We start from the raw sequence: 15,842 nt of genomic DNA on the forward strand, positions 1-15,842 counted from the left end.
GCAGGCAGTTTACCTTACCTTGCCTTCTTTCCAGGCTTGCAGCAGCTTGTCGTAGGCAATCGTTTCACCCTTCGGTTTTTCATTCGCCAGCTTTTTCCATGGAGCGTGCTGGTCCGACAGATACTGGTTCGGATCAACTTTCGGATTGAGCTTGGGTGCGCAGGCCTTCATGCCGGCCCGCTGCAAGCGCGCCATGACCTGGTCCATTTCCTCGGCCAGGTTATCCATGGCGGCTTGCGGCGTTTTTTCCGCCGTGATGGCCGTGGCCACGTTTTTCCACCACAGCTGCGCCAGCTTCGGATAGTCGGGCACGTTGTTGCCCGTCGGCGTCCACGCCACGCGGGCCGGGCTACGGTAGAACTCGATCAAGCCGCCGTATTCGTTCGCGTGCTTCGTAAAATAATCGTGGCGGATGTCGGAATCGCGGATGAAGGTCAGGCCGACGATCGATTTCTTCAGCGACACGGTTTTCGACGTAACGAATTGCGCGTACAGCCAGGCGGCCGCCTTGCGGTCGTCCGGCGTGGACTTGAACAGGAACCAGGAACCGACGTCCTGGTAGCCGTTCTGCATGCCCTCTTTCCAGTACGGACCGTGCGGCGACGGCGCCATACGCCATTTTGGCGTGCCATCCTTGTTCACCACTGGCAAGCCTGGTTTCGTCATGCCGGCCGTAAATGCCGTGTACCAGAAGATTTGCTGGGCGATTTCGCCCTGCGCCGGCACGGGGCCCGATTCCGAGAAATTCATGCCGTTCGCCTGCGGCGGCGCGTATTTCTTCATCCAGTCGATATATTTCGTCAGCGCAAAGACGGCCGCCGGCGAATTGGTGGCGCCGCCACGCGACATCGAGGCGCCCACGGGCGTGCACTTGTCGGCCGCGACCTTGATGCCCCATTCGTCGACAGGCATGCCGTTCGGAATACCCTTGTCGGCCGCGCCAGCCATCGACAGCCACGCATCCGTGAAGCGCCAGCCCAGCGATGGATCTTTCTTGCCGTAATCCATGTGGCCATAGACTTTCTTGCCGTCCAGTTCCTTCACGTCATTGGTAAAAAAGTCGGCGATGTCTTCATAGGCGGACCAGTTCTGCGGCACGCCCAGCTCGTAGCCATACTTGGCCTTGAACTTGGCTTGCAAATCCTTGCGCGCGAACCAGTCGGCGCGGAACCAGTACAGGTTGGCGAATTGCTGGTCGGGCAGCTGATACACCTTGCCGTCCGGCGCCGTGGTAAAGCTGATGCCGATGAAATCTTTCAGGTCCAGGCCGGGATTGGTAAATTCCTTGCCCTTGGCGGCCATGTAGTCGGACAGCGGCTCGACGGCGCCATAGCGGTAATGCGTGCCGATCAAATCGGAATCGGAAATCCAGCCGTCATAGATGCTCTTGCCGGACTGCATCGAGGTCTGCAGCTTTTCCACCACGTCGCCTTCCTGGATGATGTCGTGGCGCACCTTGATGCCCGTGATTTCCTCGAAGGCCTTGGCCAGGGTCTTCGATTCGTAGACGTGGGTGTCGATGGTTTCCGAGACCACGGAAATTTCCTTGATGCCCTTGGCTTTCAGCTTGGCCGCCGCATCGATGAACCATTTCATTTCAGCAAGCTGTTGCTGCTTGCTCAGGCTGGATGGCTGGAATTCCTTGTCGATCCAGGTTTGCGCCTGCTTGGCGTCGGCCAGGGCCGCATTCGACACGAGCATGGCCGCAGCCGCGAAGACCGTGAACTTCAATTTCATCGTGAATCTCCCTTATAGTTGTCATCCGGCCTGCCGGAGGCTGGCCGCTTTTTCATCTACGATTTAACACACCCAACTAACTTAACGCACCTGACAGAAGCGTAGCGAGCGGCAGTGATTTGTGGCCGAGAAGCGCAACCGTACTTTAGTACGGTGAGCATCGCCGGCCGCAAAGCGCGCCGCGCAGTAGCTTATGTCAGATGCTCTCACCCCCAACGCATTACCACCAACAACACTACAAAACTGATGCCGGCACCAATCGCCTGCTGCATTTCCGTAAACCCCGCCCACGCCAGATTCACATAGGCCGCCGTGAGTAAACCAATGAACAGGCGGTCGCCGCGCGTGGTCGGCATGGGCAAAAAGCCCTTGCGTGCTATGCTGGGCGAACGGATTTGCCACACCGTCATGCCGGCCAGCATCAGGCCGATGCAAATGAAGAAGATGGCCACTTCCGGCGTCCACGCCATCCAGCCGAACAGGCTGGCTGTGCTATCGGTATTTTCCATGTCATACCCTCCCCATCGCAAAACCTTTGGCAATGTAATGCCGCACGAACCAGATCACCAGCGCGCCAGGCACGATGGTCAGCACCCCGGCCGCCGCCAGCACGCCCCAGTCCATGCCGGCCGCCGACACGGTGCGCGTCATGGTGGCGGCAATCGGCTTGGCATTGACGGACGTCAAGGTGCGCGCCAATAACAGTTCCACCCAGCTGAACATGAAGCAGAAAAACGCCGTCACGCCCACGCCTGACTTGATCATCGGCAAGAAGATGCGGATGAAAAAGCGGGGGAAACTGTAGCCGTCGATATACGCCGTCTCGTCGATTTCCTTGGGCACGCCGGACATGAAACCTTCCAGTATCCACACGGCCAGCGGCACATTGAAGACCATGTGCGCCAGCGCCACGGCCAGGTGCGTATCCATCAGGCCGACGGTGGAATACAGCTGGAAGAACGGTACGAGGAAGACGGCGGGCGGCGTCATGCGGTTGGTCAAGAGCCAGAAGAACAAATGCTTGTCACCGACAAAGTTGTAGCGTGAGAAAGCATAAGCTGCCGGCAAGGCCACCGTGACCGACATGACCATGTTCAAGGCCACGTAGATCATGGAATTGATGTAGCCGCTGTACCAGGACCGGTCGGTAAAAATCGTGTGGTAGTTGGCAAACGTCAATTGCTGGGGCCACAGGCTCAGCACGCCCACGATTTCCTCGTTGGTCTTGAGCGACATGTTGAGCATCCAGTAGATGGGCAACAGCGACGCCAGCAAAAAGACGACGAGGATGGCGCTGCTCATTTTCTTGTGCATCATTTCTGGTCTCCCGTGCCGACTCTCTGCATCCACGTGTACAGCACAAAGCAGAACAGCAGGATGATGAGGAAATAGATCAGGGAAAACGCGGACGCCGGCCCCAGGTCGAACTGGCCCACAGCCTTTTGCGTCAGGTATTGCGACAAAAAGGTGGTGGCGTTGCCCGGTCCGCCGCCCGTCAGCACGAACGGTTCCGTGTAGATCATGAAACTGTCCATGAAGCGCAGCAAGACGGCGATCATCAGCACATTGCGCAGTTTCGGCAGCTGGATGTAGCGGAACACGGCCAGACGCGAGGCGCCGTCGATGCGCGCCGCCTGGTAATACGCGTCGGGAATGGCGCGCAGACCCGCATAGCACAGCAGCACGACGAGAGGCGTCCAGTGCCAGATATCCATCACCATCACCGTCAGCCAGGCGTCGAGCGAATTGCCGTTGTAGTTGTAGTCAAAGCCCAGTTGATTCAAGGTGTAGCCCATCAGGCCGATGTCGCCGCGGCCAAAGATTTGCCAGATGGTGCCCACGACGTTCCAGGGAATCAAGAGGGGCAGCGCGATCAGCACCAAGGCGAGGGACGCCTTCCAGCCATCGGCCGGCATGCACAGGGCAATCAAAATACCCAGCGGAATCTGGATGGCCAGCACGGAGCCGGAAAACAGTAGCTGGCGCAGCAAGGCGCTGTGCAAGTCGCCGTCCAGCATGACCATGCGGAACCATTCCGTGCCCACAAACACCTTTTGCGTGGGGCTCAGAATATCCTGCACGGAATAGTTCACCACCGTCATCAGGGGCAGGATGGCGGAAAAGGCCACGCACAGCAGCACGGGCAAGATCAATAGCCAGGCGCGGCGGTTGTTATCGGTTTTACCGTTATGTATCATCAGGCCACCCGCTTATCGTTGACATAGAACAAGGTGCGTTGCGGCGGAAAGCGCAGCCGCACAGCATTCCCGGCGACGGCGTCGATGGCGCGCAGCTTGGCCGCCACCGTCGCGCTACCCAGCTGGAATTCCGCCAGGTAATGCGTGCCCATGTTGCGCACGGCAGTGACCGTGGCCTCCAGGCAATGGTCGCCACCCTCGCCCGCTTTCACGCATTCGACGAACTCCGGCCGCACGCCCACCGTGATTTTCCCTTGCGCGCCAGACAGCGCCGCGCGCGCGGCAGCGGACACGGCCAGCAGCTGTCCCGCCACGCGCACGCCGCCGTCGTCCAGGGTGCAATCGAGCAAGTTCATGCCCGGGTTGCCGATGAAGTAGCCGACAAACGTGTGTTCCGGTTCCTCGAACAGCGCTTGCGCACTGCCCGTCTGCACCACTTCGCCCTGCGTCATGACGACCACCTGGTCGGCAAAGGTCAGCGCTTCCACCTGGTCGTGCGTGACGTAGATCAGGGACAGTTTCAGTTCGTGGTGGATTTCCTTCAACTTTCTGCGCAACAGCCATTTCAGATGCGGGTCGATCACCGTCAGCGGTTCGTCGAACAGCACAGCCGCCACGTCGGGGCGCACGAGGCCGCGGCCCAGCGAAATCTTTTGCTTGGCGTCCACGGACAAGCCGCTGGCGCGCAGTTTCAGGTCGCCCGTCAATTCCAGCATCTGCGCCACTTGCTGCACGCGCTTTTTCACCTCGGTCTCTTTCCAGCCGCGATTGCGCAACGGAAACGCCAGGTTGTCGTGCACGGTCATGGTGTCGTAAATGACGGGAAACTGGAACACTTGCGCGATATTGCGTGCTTCCGTGGGCAGCTGCGTCACATCCTTGCCATCGAACAGCACCTTGCCATGCGATGGTTTTACCAGACCGGAGATAATATTGAGCAAGGTCGTCTTGCCGCAGCCGGACGGCCCCAGCAAGGCGTAGGCGCCGCCGTCATGCCACTCCATGCTCATGGGCCGCAGCGCATAGTCGGCGGGTGCGGAAGGATTGGGTTTGTAGGCGTGGGCCAGGTCGACCAGTTCGATGCGCGCCATGTCATGCCCCTCCTTGCGCAGGAGCGAACAGCAGGCCGCCGTCTTGCGCGAAGATCAGCAAGGCATGCGGCTGGCAATACACGGTGCAGGCGCTGCCGATCTCCAGGTTGTGCACGCCACCGAGCTGCGCCACCAGGGCCAGGTCGCCGCGGCGCGCATGCACATAGGTTTCCGAGCCGCTGATTTCGGCCAGGTCCACCGTAGCTGCGATGGCCACGTCGCCATCGGACTGCGGTGACAAATGCAGGCTGTGTGCGCGCACGCCGAGGATCACCTCCGTGCTGTCGCCCAAACGGGCGCGCTGCGCGCCGCTCAGGTGTATCGACAGGCCATCGGCCGCCTGCGCCACGCCGGCAACATCCACGCGGGCGGGGATAAAATTGATGGGCGGGTCGCTGAAGGTGCGCGCCACGTCGATGGAGTTGGGCGCGTTGAAGACGTCCAGGGTCGGCCCCTGCTGCAGCAATCGTCCCTCGTGCAGCACGGCCACGTGGCCGCCCAGCTGCAGCGCTTCCAGCGGTTCCGTGGTGGCGTACACGACCGTCGTGCTGCCGCTGGAAAACAGTTCCGTCAATTCGCGGCGCAATTCCTCGCGCAGTTTGTAGTCGAGATTGACCAATGGCTCGTCGAGCAGCAGCAAGGACGCATCCTTGATCAGCGCGCGCCCCAGCGCCGTGCGCTGCTGCTGGCCGCCCGATAATTCTCCGGGCGTGCGCTGCAGATACGGCGTGATGTGCAGGCGCTCGGCCAGCGCCAGCACCTTGCTGCGTATCTGTTCCTCGGGTTCCTTGCGCAAGCGCAAGGGCGAAGCGATATTGTCGTAGACGGTGAAGGCCGGATAGTTGATGAATTGCTGGTACACCATGGCCAGGTTGCGTTTGCTGACGGGCACGCCCGTCACATCGACGCCATCGGCCGTCACGGTGCCCCCGCTGGGCTTGTCCAGGCCCGCCATCACGCGCATCAGGGTCGTCTTGCCGGCACGCGTGGTGCCCAGCAAGACGTTGATGGCGCCCGGCACGAGGGCCAGCGACATCGGATATAAAAAGTCGTCAGCCCCCTGCTTCCTGCTGATCTTGTCCAGTACCAGTTGCACGCGCTTCTCCTCCAGTGATGGTTTCTTATTTTTCGCCGCACCCTCTGCGGGGTGCGGTCGCCAACGTGTGCTACTTATGACAACGGATGCTGCAACAGCCAGGCATCGAGCCTGTCCGCCGTCTCGCGCGGCAGGTGCAGGCCCAGCTTCGAGCGCCGCCACAGGATGTCGGCCGCGCTGACGGCCCATTCATGGCGCCGCACATAGTCAACTTCCGCCGCGTACAGGCCGGCGGCGATTTCCTCGCCCATGGCCGCCACGTCCGCCCTGCCATCGAGCAGCACATGGATGCGCGTGCCGTAGGCGCGTGCATAGCGCGCCACCAGCGCCGCTGGCAGCCACGCATACTTACGCTGCAAGCCTTGCACGAACTGGCCGAACTCGCGCACGGACCGGTTCTGCGGCACGGCGCCATACACGTCGCCGCCAGGCAGGCAGGCACTGGCTGTCCAGGCCGGTAGCGTATTGCCCAGCAAGGGCGCCAGCATGTCCATGGCTTCCTCGGCCAGCTTGCGAAACGTGGTGATCTTGCCGCCGAAAACACTCAGCAGCGGCGCACCTTCCCGGTCCAGCTCGAAACGGTAATCGCGCGTGACGGCCTTGGCGTCGGCCGCCGCGTCTTCCACCAGCGGACGCACGCCCGCATACGTCCACACCACGTCGGCCGGCACGATGGGTTTGCTGAAATAGTAACTGGAAAGCTCGCACAAGTAACGAATTTCCTCGTCATCGATTTCCACCTTGCCACGGTCGCCTTGGTAGTCGAGGTCGGTGGTGCCGATCAGGGTGAAATCGTGCTCATACGGAATGGCAAACACGATGCGCCCGTCCGGATGCTGGAAGATATACGCGTGATCATGCTCGAACAGACGCTTGACGACGATATGGCTACCCTTGATCAGGCGCAAATGGCGTCCCTGTCCACCGGGCGCCGCCTGCTGCAGGAACTCGGCCGTCCACGGCCCGGCCGCATTGACGACGCTGCGCGCCCGCACGGTCGTCTGCCTGCCGCTGGCGTGCTGCAAGGTGGCCAGCCAGGAAGCGCCCTCCCCCTCGCCTTCGCGCGCCAGCATCGTGCAGCGCGTGCGCGTCAGCACGTGCGCGCCCTTGTCCGCCGCATCGATGGCGTTCAGCACCACCAGGCGCGCGTCGTCAACCCAGCCGTCGGAATACACGAAGCCGCGCTTGAACTCGGGTTTTAACGGTTGTCCGGCAGCGTGGCGGGTCAGGTCGATGCCGCTGGAGGCCGGCAGGATTTCCCGCTTCGCCAGCATATCGTAGAGGAACAAGCCGGCGCGTATCAGCCAGGCCGGGCGCTGGCCCTTGGCGTGCGGCATGACGAAGCGCAAGGGCCACATGATGTGCGGCGCCGAGCGCAGCAGCACTTCGCGCTCGATCAGCGCCTTGCGCACGAGGCCGAATTCATAGTATTCGAGATAGCGCAGGCCGCCATGTATCAGCTTGGTCGATGCCGATGAAGTGTGCGCGGCAAGGTCGTCCTTTTCGCACAGCAGCACGGACAGGCCGCGGCCCGCCGCGTCGCGCGCGATGCCGGCGCCATTGATGCCGCCGCCCACCACCAGCACGTCGCATGCCATCGCTGTCTCCACACCCTGCTGTGCTGCGGTCATCGGGACTCCGTGTCTGTCGGGGACACGCCGGCGAGGAAAGACTAGGCATCGCCGGCGACTGTCGTTAAGATCAATACAGATGTAATTCGAATGCAATATGGATAAGATACGCCAGATTACGAATCGATAGCAACATATTTTTATCACTATTTGTTCGTTTTTGTTCGTTTGTGATTTTTAAAGAGACAAGCCCATGATTTTGAATCCCCGCCAGCGCCGCCTGCTCGAAGTGGTGCGCCAGAAGGTCACCATGTCCGTCGAAGAGCTGGCCCAGCAGCTGGACGTGACGCCGCAAACCGTGCGCCGCGACGTCAAGCAGATGGAGGAAGCGCGCCTGCTTGCCCGCTACCACGGCGGCGTCGGCTTGCCCTCGTCCGTGGAAAACATCGATTACAGCCAGCGGCAAGTATTCAACAGCGACGCCAAGCGGCGCATTGCCGCCGCCGTCGCCGCGCAAGTGCCGCATGGCTGTTCGCTGCTGATCAATATCGGCACGACGACCGAGGAAGTGGCGCGCGCGCTGGGCCGGCACACGGGTTTGCACGTGGTGACGAACAACCTGAACGTGGCCGCCATCCTGGCCGACAACGCCGCCTGCGAAGTCATCGTGGCCGGCGGCGTGGTGCGCGGGCGGGACCGCGGCATCGTCGGCGAAGCGACGATCGACTTCATCCGCCAGTTCAAGGTCGACATCGGCATCATCGGCATTTCCAGCATCGACGAAGACGGCAGCCTGCGCGACTTCGATGCGCGCGAAGTGAAGGTGGCGCAAGCCATCATCGAGCAATCGCGCGAAGTGTGGCTGGTGGCCGACCAGCATAAATTCGGCCGCAAGGCGCTGGTGCGGCTGGCCGATCTGGCGCAAATCGACGTCTTGTTTACGGATGCGCCGCCGCCGCCCCGCTTTGCCGAAGTATTGCGCGAAGCGGGCGTGAAGGTGGTGCTGGCCTGAGCGGGCCACATTTCTGCATGAAAACCTCGCACTGTCGCGCGGGCAATACGCCGTGTGTGGGCAAGCATACGCAATGATATGAAATATTTATCAATTCGGCAAAAAATGCTGTTACCATTGATGCAACAAGAGTTATTTTTTTAATCTTCCTCTCCGGCAATACGATTATTGGCTTGTTATTGCTTTTTATCTATCCAGAGCAAGAAAAAAGGAAAAACTCTTTGCCGGTAAGTGATTTCCTGTGAAAACAGTGTTAAAACTACCTCAAGCACGATAATAGTTCCCAAACAAACCACTCGACAGCAAGCGTGAAGGCCTTAACCATGCCGGCAACGCCGCCCAGTGAAGGAAAAGAAATGAGCCATAATTTTGAAACGGCCGCCATGCCGCAAGCCGCCCATCCCAACAGCGTCCCCGTCAGCGAGCTGGAAGCCCATCTCGGTTACTGGCTGCGTTTCGTTTCCAACCACGTTTCCCACAGCTTCCAGAAGAAAGCCGAAGCCAATGGCGTGACGGTTTCCGAATGGGTGGTGCTGCGCGAAATGTTCCGCCTGGGCTGTACCTCGCCCACGGTACTGGCGCAAGTGTCCGGCATGAGCAAGGGCGCCGTCTCGAAACTGATCGACCGTCTGGAAAGCAAGGGCATGGTCAGCAAATCGATCCTGCTGGCCGACCGCCGCCAGCATTCGATCGAGCTGACCACGGAAGGCGAGGCGCTGGTGCCCGTGCTGGCCGGAATGGCCGACCAGAACGACGAGGAATTCTTCGGCAAGCTGCCGCGCCAGCTGCGCGACGACCTGCTCGAAGCGATGAAGGAAGTGGCGCGCACGCACCAGCTCAAGAGCGCGCCGCTGAACTGACAGCAGTAACACACGCGGCAAGGGTGACACGCTGGCGCGGGCGCTTCGGCTATGATGCTGGCCTGACTGTTTACCAGGAACACGCATGGCCCTGCACATCGAAACTCCCTTGCTCAACTCGCGCGCCCTGAGCCTGCACAGCGAACGCGCCATCTGGCTCAAGCTCGAAGCCTTGCAGCCGCCCGGCTCCTTCAAGATCCGCGGCATCGGCCTCGCCTGCGAAGAATACGCGCGGCGCGGCGCCAGCCGTTTCATCTCCTCTTCCGGCGGCAATGCCGGCATCGCCGTCGCCTATGCGGGACGCCAGCTGGGCATTCCCGTCATCGTCGTCGTACCGGAAACGACCAGCGAACGGGCCAGGGCCCTGATCGCGCAGGAAGGCGCCGAAGTCATCGTGCACGGCGCAGCGTGGCAGGAAGCGAACGCGCTGGCGCAGTCCATGCTCACGCCGCAAGACGCCTTTTTGCACCCATTCGACGATCCGCTGCTGTGGCAGGGCCACGCCGGCATGATCGATGAAGTGGCCAGCGCGGGCCTGAAACCGGACGCGGTGGTGCTGTCGGTCGGTGGCGGCGGCCTGCTGGCCGGCGTGGCCGAAGGCTTGCAGCGCAACGGCTGGGATGGCGTGGCCATCGTGGCCGTGGAAACGCAAGGCGCGGCCTCGCTGGCGGCGGCCGTGGCCGCGCATGAACACGTGGCCCTGCCCGCCGTGACGAGCATCGCCACATCGCTGGCCGCGCGCCAGGTCTGCGCGCAGGCATACTCCATCAGCCAGACGCGCCTGCTGCACAGCGTGGTGGTGTCGGACCGGGCCGCCGTCGACGCCTGCCAGCGTTTTATTACCGACCAGCGCCTGGTGGTGGAACCAGCCTGCGGCGCGGCGCTGGCGGCCGTCTACGGCAAGGTGCCGGCACTGGCGCCCTACCGCAATGTGCTCGTCATCGTCTGCGGCGGCGTGACGGCCACGACGCAGCAGCTCGACCACTGGAGCGCCACCTTGTAGCTAGGGCGCCGCCTCGAGCAGGGCCACGCCATCGCGGCCCTGCCCCTTGGCCGCATACAAGGCCTGGTCGGCCAGGTCCAGCAGCTGCGCCGGCGTCAGCGCGCCTTCGCGGAAGATGGCGATGCCGATGCTGGTCGTCACCGGCAACGGGCCGCTGGCCAGCGCGAACGGCTGGCGGATGGCGTCGATGATCTTGGCGCCGACCTGGCGCACTTCGGCCGCGCCGTTCACGCCTTCGAGAATAATCACGAATTCATCGCCGGCCAGGCGCGCCACCAGATCGCTGGCGCGCACGCTGCGCACCAGGCGCGCGGCGAATTCCTTCAGCACCTCGTCGCCCGCCTTGTGTCCCAGGCTGTCGTTGATAGCCTTGAAGCGGTCGATATCGAGATAGGCCAGCGCCATCGGCGCGCGCGCGGCACGCGTGCGCTGCATGCTTTGCGCCAGTTGCTCGTCGAAGCGGCGCCGGTTGGCGATGCCCGTCAGGGTGTCGGTGGCGGCGGCGAACTGCAGCGCCGTGTGCACCGCCTTGGTCTTGGTGATTTCGTGGATCAGGCCATACACGCCTTCCACCGCGCCGCTCTCGCCCACATCGGGCACGTAGCTGGTCTGGAAGGCGCGCCGGCCGGCATCGCCCTCGCCGCCGATGGAGAATTCATACTCGACTTCCTCGCCCGCGAAGGCGCGCAGCAGGTACTCCTCGCGCAGCTGGTAGGCTTCCTCGCCCAGCACTTCGCGGATCGACTGCATCATGCTTTCCTGCCGCGACCTGCCGAACCATTTTTCAAACGTCGCGTTGATGAACTGGTAGCGGTGCTCGCGGTCGATGTAGACGATCACCACGGGCACATGGTCCGTCAGCAGTTTCAAACGCCGCTCGCTGTCGCGTGTCTGCGCCTCGGCGATTTCACGCTCGGCCACCAGCGAATGGAAATCGCGGCTCAAGTCGCCGATCTCGTCGCGCCGCCCGATTTGCAGCACGTCGATCCCCAGGCGATGGCGACGGATCTCATGCACCTGGTGGCGCAAGCGCGCCAATGGCTGCAACAGGCGCAGCACCACGCGCCAGCCGGCCAGGCCCGCCAGCGCCGCCAGCAGCACGGCGGCCAGCAGGATCTTGCTGCGGATGGCATGCAGCGGCGCGAACGCATCGCGCATCGGATACACGGACGCCAGTATCCAGCCCGTCGAGGCGATGCGGTGATAGGCAAACAGCGCGTCGACGCCTTGCGCGGTGGTACCCGTCAGCCAGCCCTCGTAGCCCTGCAAGGCGCGCCGCGTGGGCACGCTGACGGGGCCGTGCGCTTCGATATGCTGCATGATGCGTGACTTGTCGGGATGCTCGACGATGACGCCTTCGCTGGTCATGATGTACAGATAGCCGCCCGGACCCGGCTTGAGGGCGCCGAGACGGCCCAGGAAATCAGGCTGGCGCAAGTTGACGCTGGCCGCCAGCACATAGCGCACGCCGCCCTGCGCGTCGAACACGGGCTGCGTCACCACCACGATGGGCATGCCGGAAATGCTGCCGTTGAGCGGCGCGGAAATCACCGAGCGCCGCGTCTTCAGCGTCTGTTCAAAGTAAGGACGGCCCTTCACGTTCAGCCCCGCCTGCGGCTTGAAGGGACTCACACTGGCCAGGACGATGCCGTCGAGGCCTACCACGCCGGCCGAATAAAACTCCGTGCCCAGCACCGTTTGCGCGGCCAGGAAACGCTGCAGGCTGGCGCCGTCGTGCGCGCCGCCGGCCGCCAGGCTGTCCGCCATCGCGCGCAGCACATTGCGCTTCGCGTCGAGTTCTTCATCGATGAAGACGGCGGCGCTGGACAGCGAGACGTACTGCTGGCGCCCCGTCACGTCGCGCATGCCGCGCTCGGCCACGGCCAGGGTGGCCAGCGCCAGCGAGGCCACCGCGCCCAGCACGAGCAGGAAGACGACCACGCTCATGCGCGCCTTCAAGCTGGCGGGCAAGTGCCGGCGCAGCCATGTGCGCCAGGTCGTCACGGCAGCTGCTGCAAATGCCGGCACAGGCGCTCGACCGATTCTTCCAGCGCCAAGGTGCCAGTGTCCAGGGTCAGCGCGGCGGCCAGCGGCGCTTCGTAGGGGGCCGACACGCCCGTGAATTCGGCGATCCGCCCCGCGCGCGCCTTCGCGTACAGGCCCTTGACGTCGCGCGCCTCGCACACGGCCAGCGGCGTGCTGACGTGGACTTCGATGAAATGCGCCGCGCCGATGATGGCGGCGGCCATGGCCCGGTCGGCGCAGCTGGGCGAGATGAAGGCGGCGATGACGGTCAAGCCCGCCCCGTTCATCAGGCGCGCCACTTCGGCGGTGCGGCGGATGTTTTCATGCCGGTCTTCAGGCGTAAAACCGAGGTCGCGGTTCAAGCCATGGCGCAGCTGGTCGCCGTCGAGCACCGTCACGGCGCGGCCCTGCGCCTTGAGCCGGCGCGCCAGCGCCTCGGCGATACTGGATTTTCCGGCGCCGCTCAAGCCCGTCAGCCAGACCGTGGGGTGTTGTCCTGCTGTCATCACACTGCCTCTCTTTTGTAGAGCTGGCAATATAACAAAGCCGCGCAGGAAAGGACAGATTATCAGGCTGCGCTGCGCGCCTCCAGCAGCAACTGTCGTATCTCGGGCACGCAGGAGCCGCAATTGCCGCCCGCCTTGACGCAGGCCGTCACCTGCGCCGTCGTCGTCAGTTTTTGCGCCTGAATGGCGGCGCAAATGGTGTTGCGCCCCACGCCAAAGCACGAACACACGGTGGGACCGGCGTCCATGCCCTTGCCGATGGGCTGGCCCAGCAGCACGCCGGCGCGGTCCGTCGTATCCATTTGCGCGTGCGCGAACAGGCCCGCCAGCCAGCTGCGCGACGGCAGGTCGGGACGCGGCGAGACATACACGCATTGCGCGATGCGCCCCTCGTCCAGGTGCACGGCGCGGTACACGCCGGCGCTGGCGTCCGCGTAATCGAGCCAGTCCGCATTGTCGTCCGTGACGCCGAGCAGCGCGCGCGCCCAGGCGCCCAGATCCTCGATACGCTGGCGGCCGGCCAGTTCGTAGCGCAAGAACTGCTCGCCCTGGATGCGCGTCCAGTGCGCCACGCCGTCCAGATTCAAGGGCGTGCGGCTGAGCACAAACGCATGCCAGTGCACGCGGAACTGCTCGATGCGCACGGGCGTATGCTTGAATTCCGGTTCGCCCGAGACGGGGTCGACGACGGGGTTGACGACGGCGCCCACGCGCGCGTCCGACGCATTCGCGTCGCTCCAGTGGATCGGCACGAAGACCTGGCCGCGCGCGATGCCGCCGCCGTGCACAACCCGCGCCACCATCGCGCCCCAGGCGCTGGTGATGCGCGCCAGCTCACCTTCGCGCACGCTGTACAGCAGCGCATCCTGCGGGTGGATATCGATGAACGCCTCGGCGATATGGCCCGACAGCTTGGCCGCCTTGCCCGTGCGCGTCATCGTATGCCACTGGTCGCGCACCCGGCCCGTATTCAGAATGAGTGGATAGCCCTCGTCTGGCACGTTGCGCGGCGCGCGCGGCGCCGTCGGCACGAAACGCGCGCGGCCGTCCGCATGCGCGAAGCGGCCGTCGCCGAACAGCCTCGCCTGGCCGTGCGGCCACTGCTGCGGCGCCAGAGCATCGTAGCGCGCCGCATCCAGGCCGGCCAGGTGGCCCAGGTTGAACAGGCGCTTTGTGTCCCCGCCGTTGCGGAAGGCGGACAGGCGCGCATGTTCGTCGAAGATGGCTTGCGGCGACGTGAAATCGAAGCCGGCATACCCCATGCGGCGCGCCACGTCGCACAGCACGTCCCAGTCGGCGCGCGCTTCGCCGGGCGCCGGCAAAAAGGCCCGCTGGCGCGAGATGCGGCGCTCGGAATTGGTCACCGTGCCATCCTTTTCACCCCAGCCCAGGGCCGGCAGCAGCACGTCGGCATGGGCGTTCGTGTCCGACCCGGCGCTGATGTCCGACACCACCACCAGTTCGCATTTATCGAGCGCGCGGCGCACCTGGTCGGCGTCCGGCATGCTGACCAGCGGATTGGTGGCGATGATCCACACGGCCTTGACTTTACCCGCCTCGATGGCGTGGAACAGGTCCACCGCCTTCAAGCCAGGCTTGTCGGCGATGCGCGGCGAGTCCCAGAAGGTTTGCACGGCCTCGCGGTGCAGCGGTTTTTCGAGATCCAGGTGCGCCGCCAGCATATTGGCCAGGCCGCCCACTTCGCGCCCGCCCATGGCGTTCGGCTGGCCCGTGAGGGAAAACGGTCCCATGCCGGGCTGGCCGATGCGCCCCGTCGCCAGATGGCAGTTGATGATGCTGTTGACCTTGTCCGTGCCGGAAGACGACTGGTTCACGCCCTGCGAAAAGGCCGTGACGACCTTGCGCGTGGCGGCGAACGCCTGGTAAAACGCCAGCAAGGCTTGCGGGTCAACCTTGCAGATGGCCGCCACCTGCAAGGGATCGCCGCAGTCCACGTGGGCGGCGGCCAGTGCTTCGTCGAGACCCGAGCTGTGACGCGTGACGAAATCATCGGCGATCACGCCCTCCTTCGCCAGATAGCACAGCAAACCGTTGAACAGCCATACGTCCGTGCCCGGTTTCACGGGCAGGTGCAAATCGGCCAGCTCGCAGGTGGCCGTGCGGCGCGGGTCGATCACCACCAGTTTCATTTGGGGCCGGATTTCCTTGATACGCGTGATGCGCTGGAACAGGATCGGGTGGCACCAGGCCGTGTTCGAGCCCACCAGCACCACCATGTCCGCCAGTTCCAGGTCTTCATAGCAGCCCGGCACGATATCCTCGCCGAACGCGCGCTTGTGGCCGGCCACGGCCGACGACATGCACAGGCGCGAATTGGTGTCGATATTCGCGCTGCCCACATAGCCCTTCATGAATTTATTGGCGACGTAATAGTCTTCCGTCAGCAGCTGGCCCGAGACATACAGGGCGACGGCGTCGGGGCCGTGCTCGTTGATGATGGCGCGCAGGCCGCCGGCCACCTGGTCCAGCGCGGCATCCCAGGAAGCGCGCCGCAGCACGCCATCGACGCGCACCTGCGGCTGCAGCAGGCGCTTGTCGAGGTCCAGGGTGTCGCCCAGGGCCGAGCCTTTCACGCACAGGCGGCCCTGGTTGGCCGGATGGTTGGTGTCGCCGGCGATGCGGATGGCGCCGTCGGGCAGGCGTGTCGCTTCCACGCCGCAGCCGACGCCGCAATACGGGCAAGTGGTTTTCACGGGCGTGCAGCTTGTCATGGAATGTCCTG

General features: G+C 63.6%; 13 protein-coding genes. 3 read left to right on the forward strand and 10 right to left on the reverse strand.

Annotated features, from left to right (window positions below; genetic code table 11):
* Positions 1-9: 9 nt before the first annotated feature.
* The 7 genes from P9875_RS19930 to glpD form a co-directional block, all read right to left on the reverse strand.
* Positions 10-1,737, reverse strand: coding sequence for an ABC transporter substrate-binding protein (locus tag P9875_RS19930; RefSeq protein WP_034779106.1), 1,728 nt, complete (start codon positions 1,735-1,737; stop codon positions 10-12).
* Between the two features lie 206 nt (positions 1,738-1,943).
* Entirely contained in the window at positions 1,944-2,246 is a 303-nt protein-coding gene (locus P9875_RS19935) for a DUF2160 domain-containing protein (protein ID WP_402718758.1), read from the reverse strand.
* A 1-nt stretch (position 2,247) separates the two neighbouring features.
* Positions 2,248-3,054: a carbohydrate ABC transporter permease gene (locus tag P9875_RS19940; protein ID WP_099400550.1), complete on the reverse strand. Its 807-nt coding sequence runs from the start codon at positions 3,052-3,054 to the stop codon at positions 2,248-2,250.
* A complete protein-coding gene (locus P9875_RS19945) occupies positions 3,051-3,935 on the reverse strand; it encodes a carbohydrate ABC transporter permease (protein ID WP_034754965.1) in 885 nt (294 codons plus the stop codon). The genes P9875_RS19940 and P9875_RS19945 overlap by 4 nt, the downstream gene beginning before the upstream one ends.
* Positions 3,935-5,026 (reverse strand): ABC transporter ATP-binding protein, encoded by a 1,092-nt coding sequence (locus P9875_RS19950; RefSeq protein WP_278316395.1) that lies wholly within the window; start codon positions 5,024-5,026, stop codon positions 3,935-3,937. The genes P9875_RS19945 and P9875_RS19950 overlap by 1 nt, the downstream gene beginning before the upstream one ends.
* Position 5,027: 1 nt before the next feature.
* Complete coding sequence (locus P9875_RS19955; protein WP_278316396.1) at positions 5,028-6,122, reverse strand: ABC transporter ATP-binding protein; 1,095 nt, start codon at positions 6,120-6,122, stop codon at positions 5,028-5,030.
* A 74-nt stretch (positions 6,123-6,196) separates the two neighbouring features.
* The gene (gene glpD / locus P9875_RS19960; RefSeq protein ID WP_278316397.1) at positions 6,197-7,753 is read right to left on the reverse strand and encodes a glycerol-3-phosphate dehydrogenase; all 1,557 of its coding nucleotides are present in this window, start codon (positions 7,751-7,753) and stop codon (positions 6,197-6,199) included.
* A 193-nt stretch (positions 7,754-7,946) separates the two neighbouring features.
* Here glpD and P9875_RS19965 point away from each other — a divergent pair, with 193 nt between their 5' ends.
* The 3 genes from P9875_RS19965 (at position 7,947) to P9875_RS19975 (ending at position 10,568) form a co-directional block, all read left to right on the forward strand.
* Complete coding sequence (locus P9875_RS19965; RefSeq protein ID WP_175539324.1) at positions 7,947-8,705, forward strand: DeoR/GlpR family DNA-binding transcription regulator; 759 nt, start codon at positions 7,947-7,949, stop codon at positions 8,703-8,705.
* Between the two features lie 356 nt (positions 8,706-9,061).
* Positions 9,062-9,565 (forward strand): MarR family winged helix-turn-helix transcriptional regulator, encoded by a 504-nt coding sequence (locus tag P9875_RS19970; protein WP_051958782.1) that lies wholly within the window; start codon positions 9,062-9,064, stop codon positions 9,563-9,565.
* 85 nt (positions 9,566-9,650) lie between these two features.
* On the forward strand, positions 9,651-10,568 hold the full coding sequence (locus tag P9875_RS19975) for a pyridoxal-phosphate dependent enzyme (protein WP_278316398.1): 918 nt from the start codon (positions 9,651-9,653) through the stop codon (positions 10,566-10,568).
* On the opposite strand, the gene P9875_RS19980 is transcribed toward P9875_RS19975, so the two are convergent.
* The 3 genes from P9875_RS19980 to P9875_RS19990 form a co-directional block, all read right to left on the reverse strand.
* On the reverse strand, positions 10,569-12,572 hold the full coding sequence (locus P9875_RS19980) for a diguanylate cyclase domain-containing protein (protein ID WP_278316400.1): 2,004 nt from the start codon (positions 12,570-12,572) through the stop codon (positions 10,569-10,571). It lies immediately after the preceding gene.
* On the reverse strand, positions 12,569-13,099 hold the full coding sequence (gene cysC, locus P9875_RS19985) for an adenylyl-sulfate kinase (protein WP_341353801.1): 531 nt from the start codon (positions 13,097-13,099) through the stop codon (positions 12,569-12,571). Before cysC ends, P9875_RS19980 begins: the two co-directional genes overlap by 4 nt.
* A 62-nt stretch (positions 13,100-13,161) precedes the next feature.
* On the reverse strand, positions 13,162-15,831 hold the full coding sequence (locus P9875_RS19990; protein ID WP_278316401.1) for a nitrate reductase: 2,670 nt from the start codon (positions 15,829-15,831) through the stop codon (positions 13,162-13,164).
* Positions 15,832-15,842: the final 11 nt, after the last annotated feature.

It is taken from the genome of Janthinobacterium rivuli (assembly GCF_029690045.1).
In the GTDB taxonomy this organism is placed as follows: domain Bacteria; phylum Pseudomonadota; class Gammaproteobacteria; order Burkholderiales; family Burkholderiaceae_D; genus Janthinobacterium; species Janthinobacterium rivuli.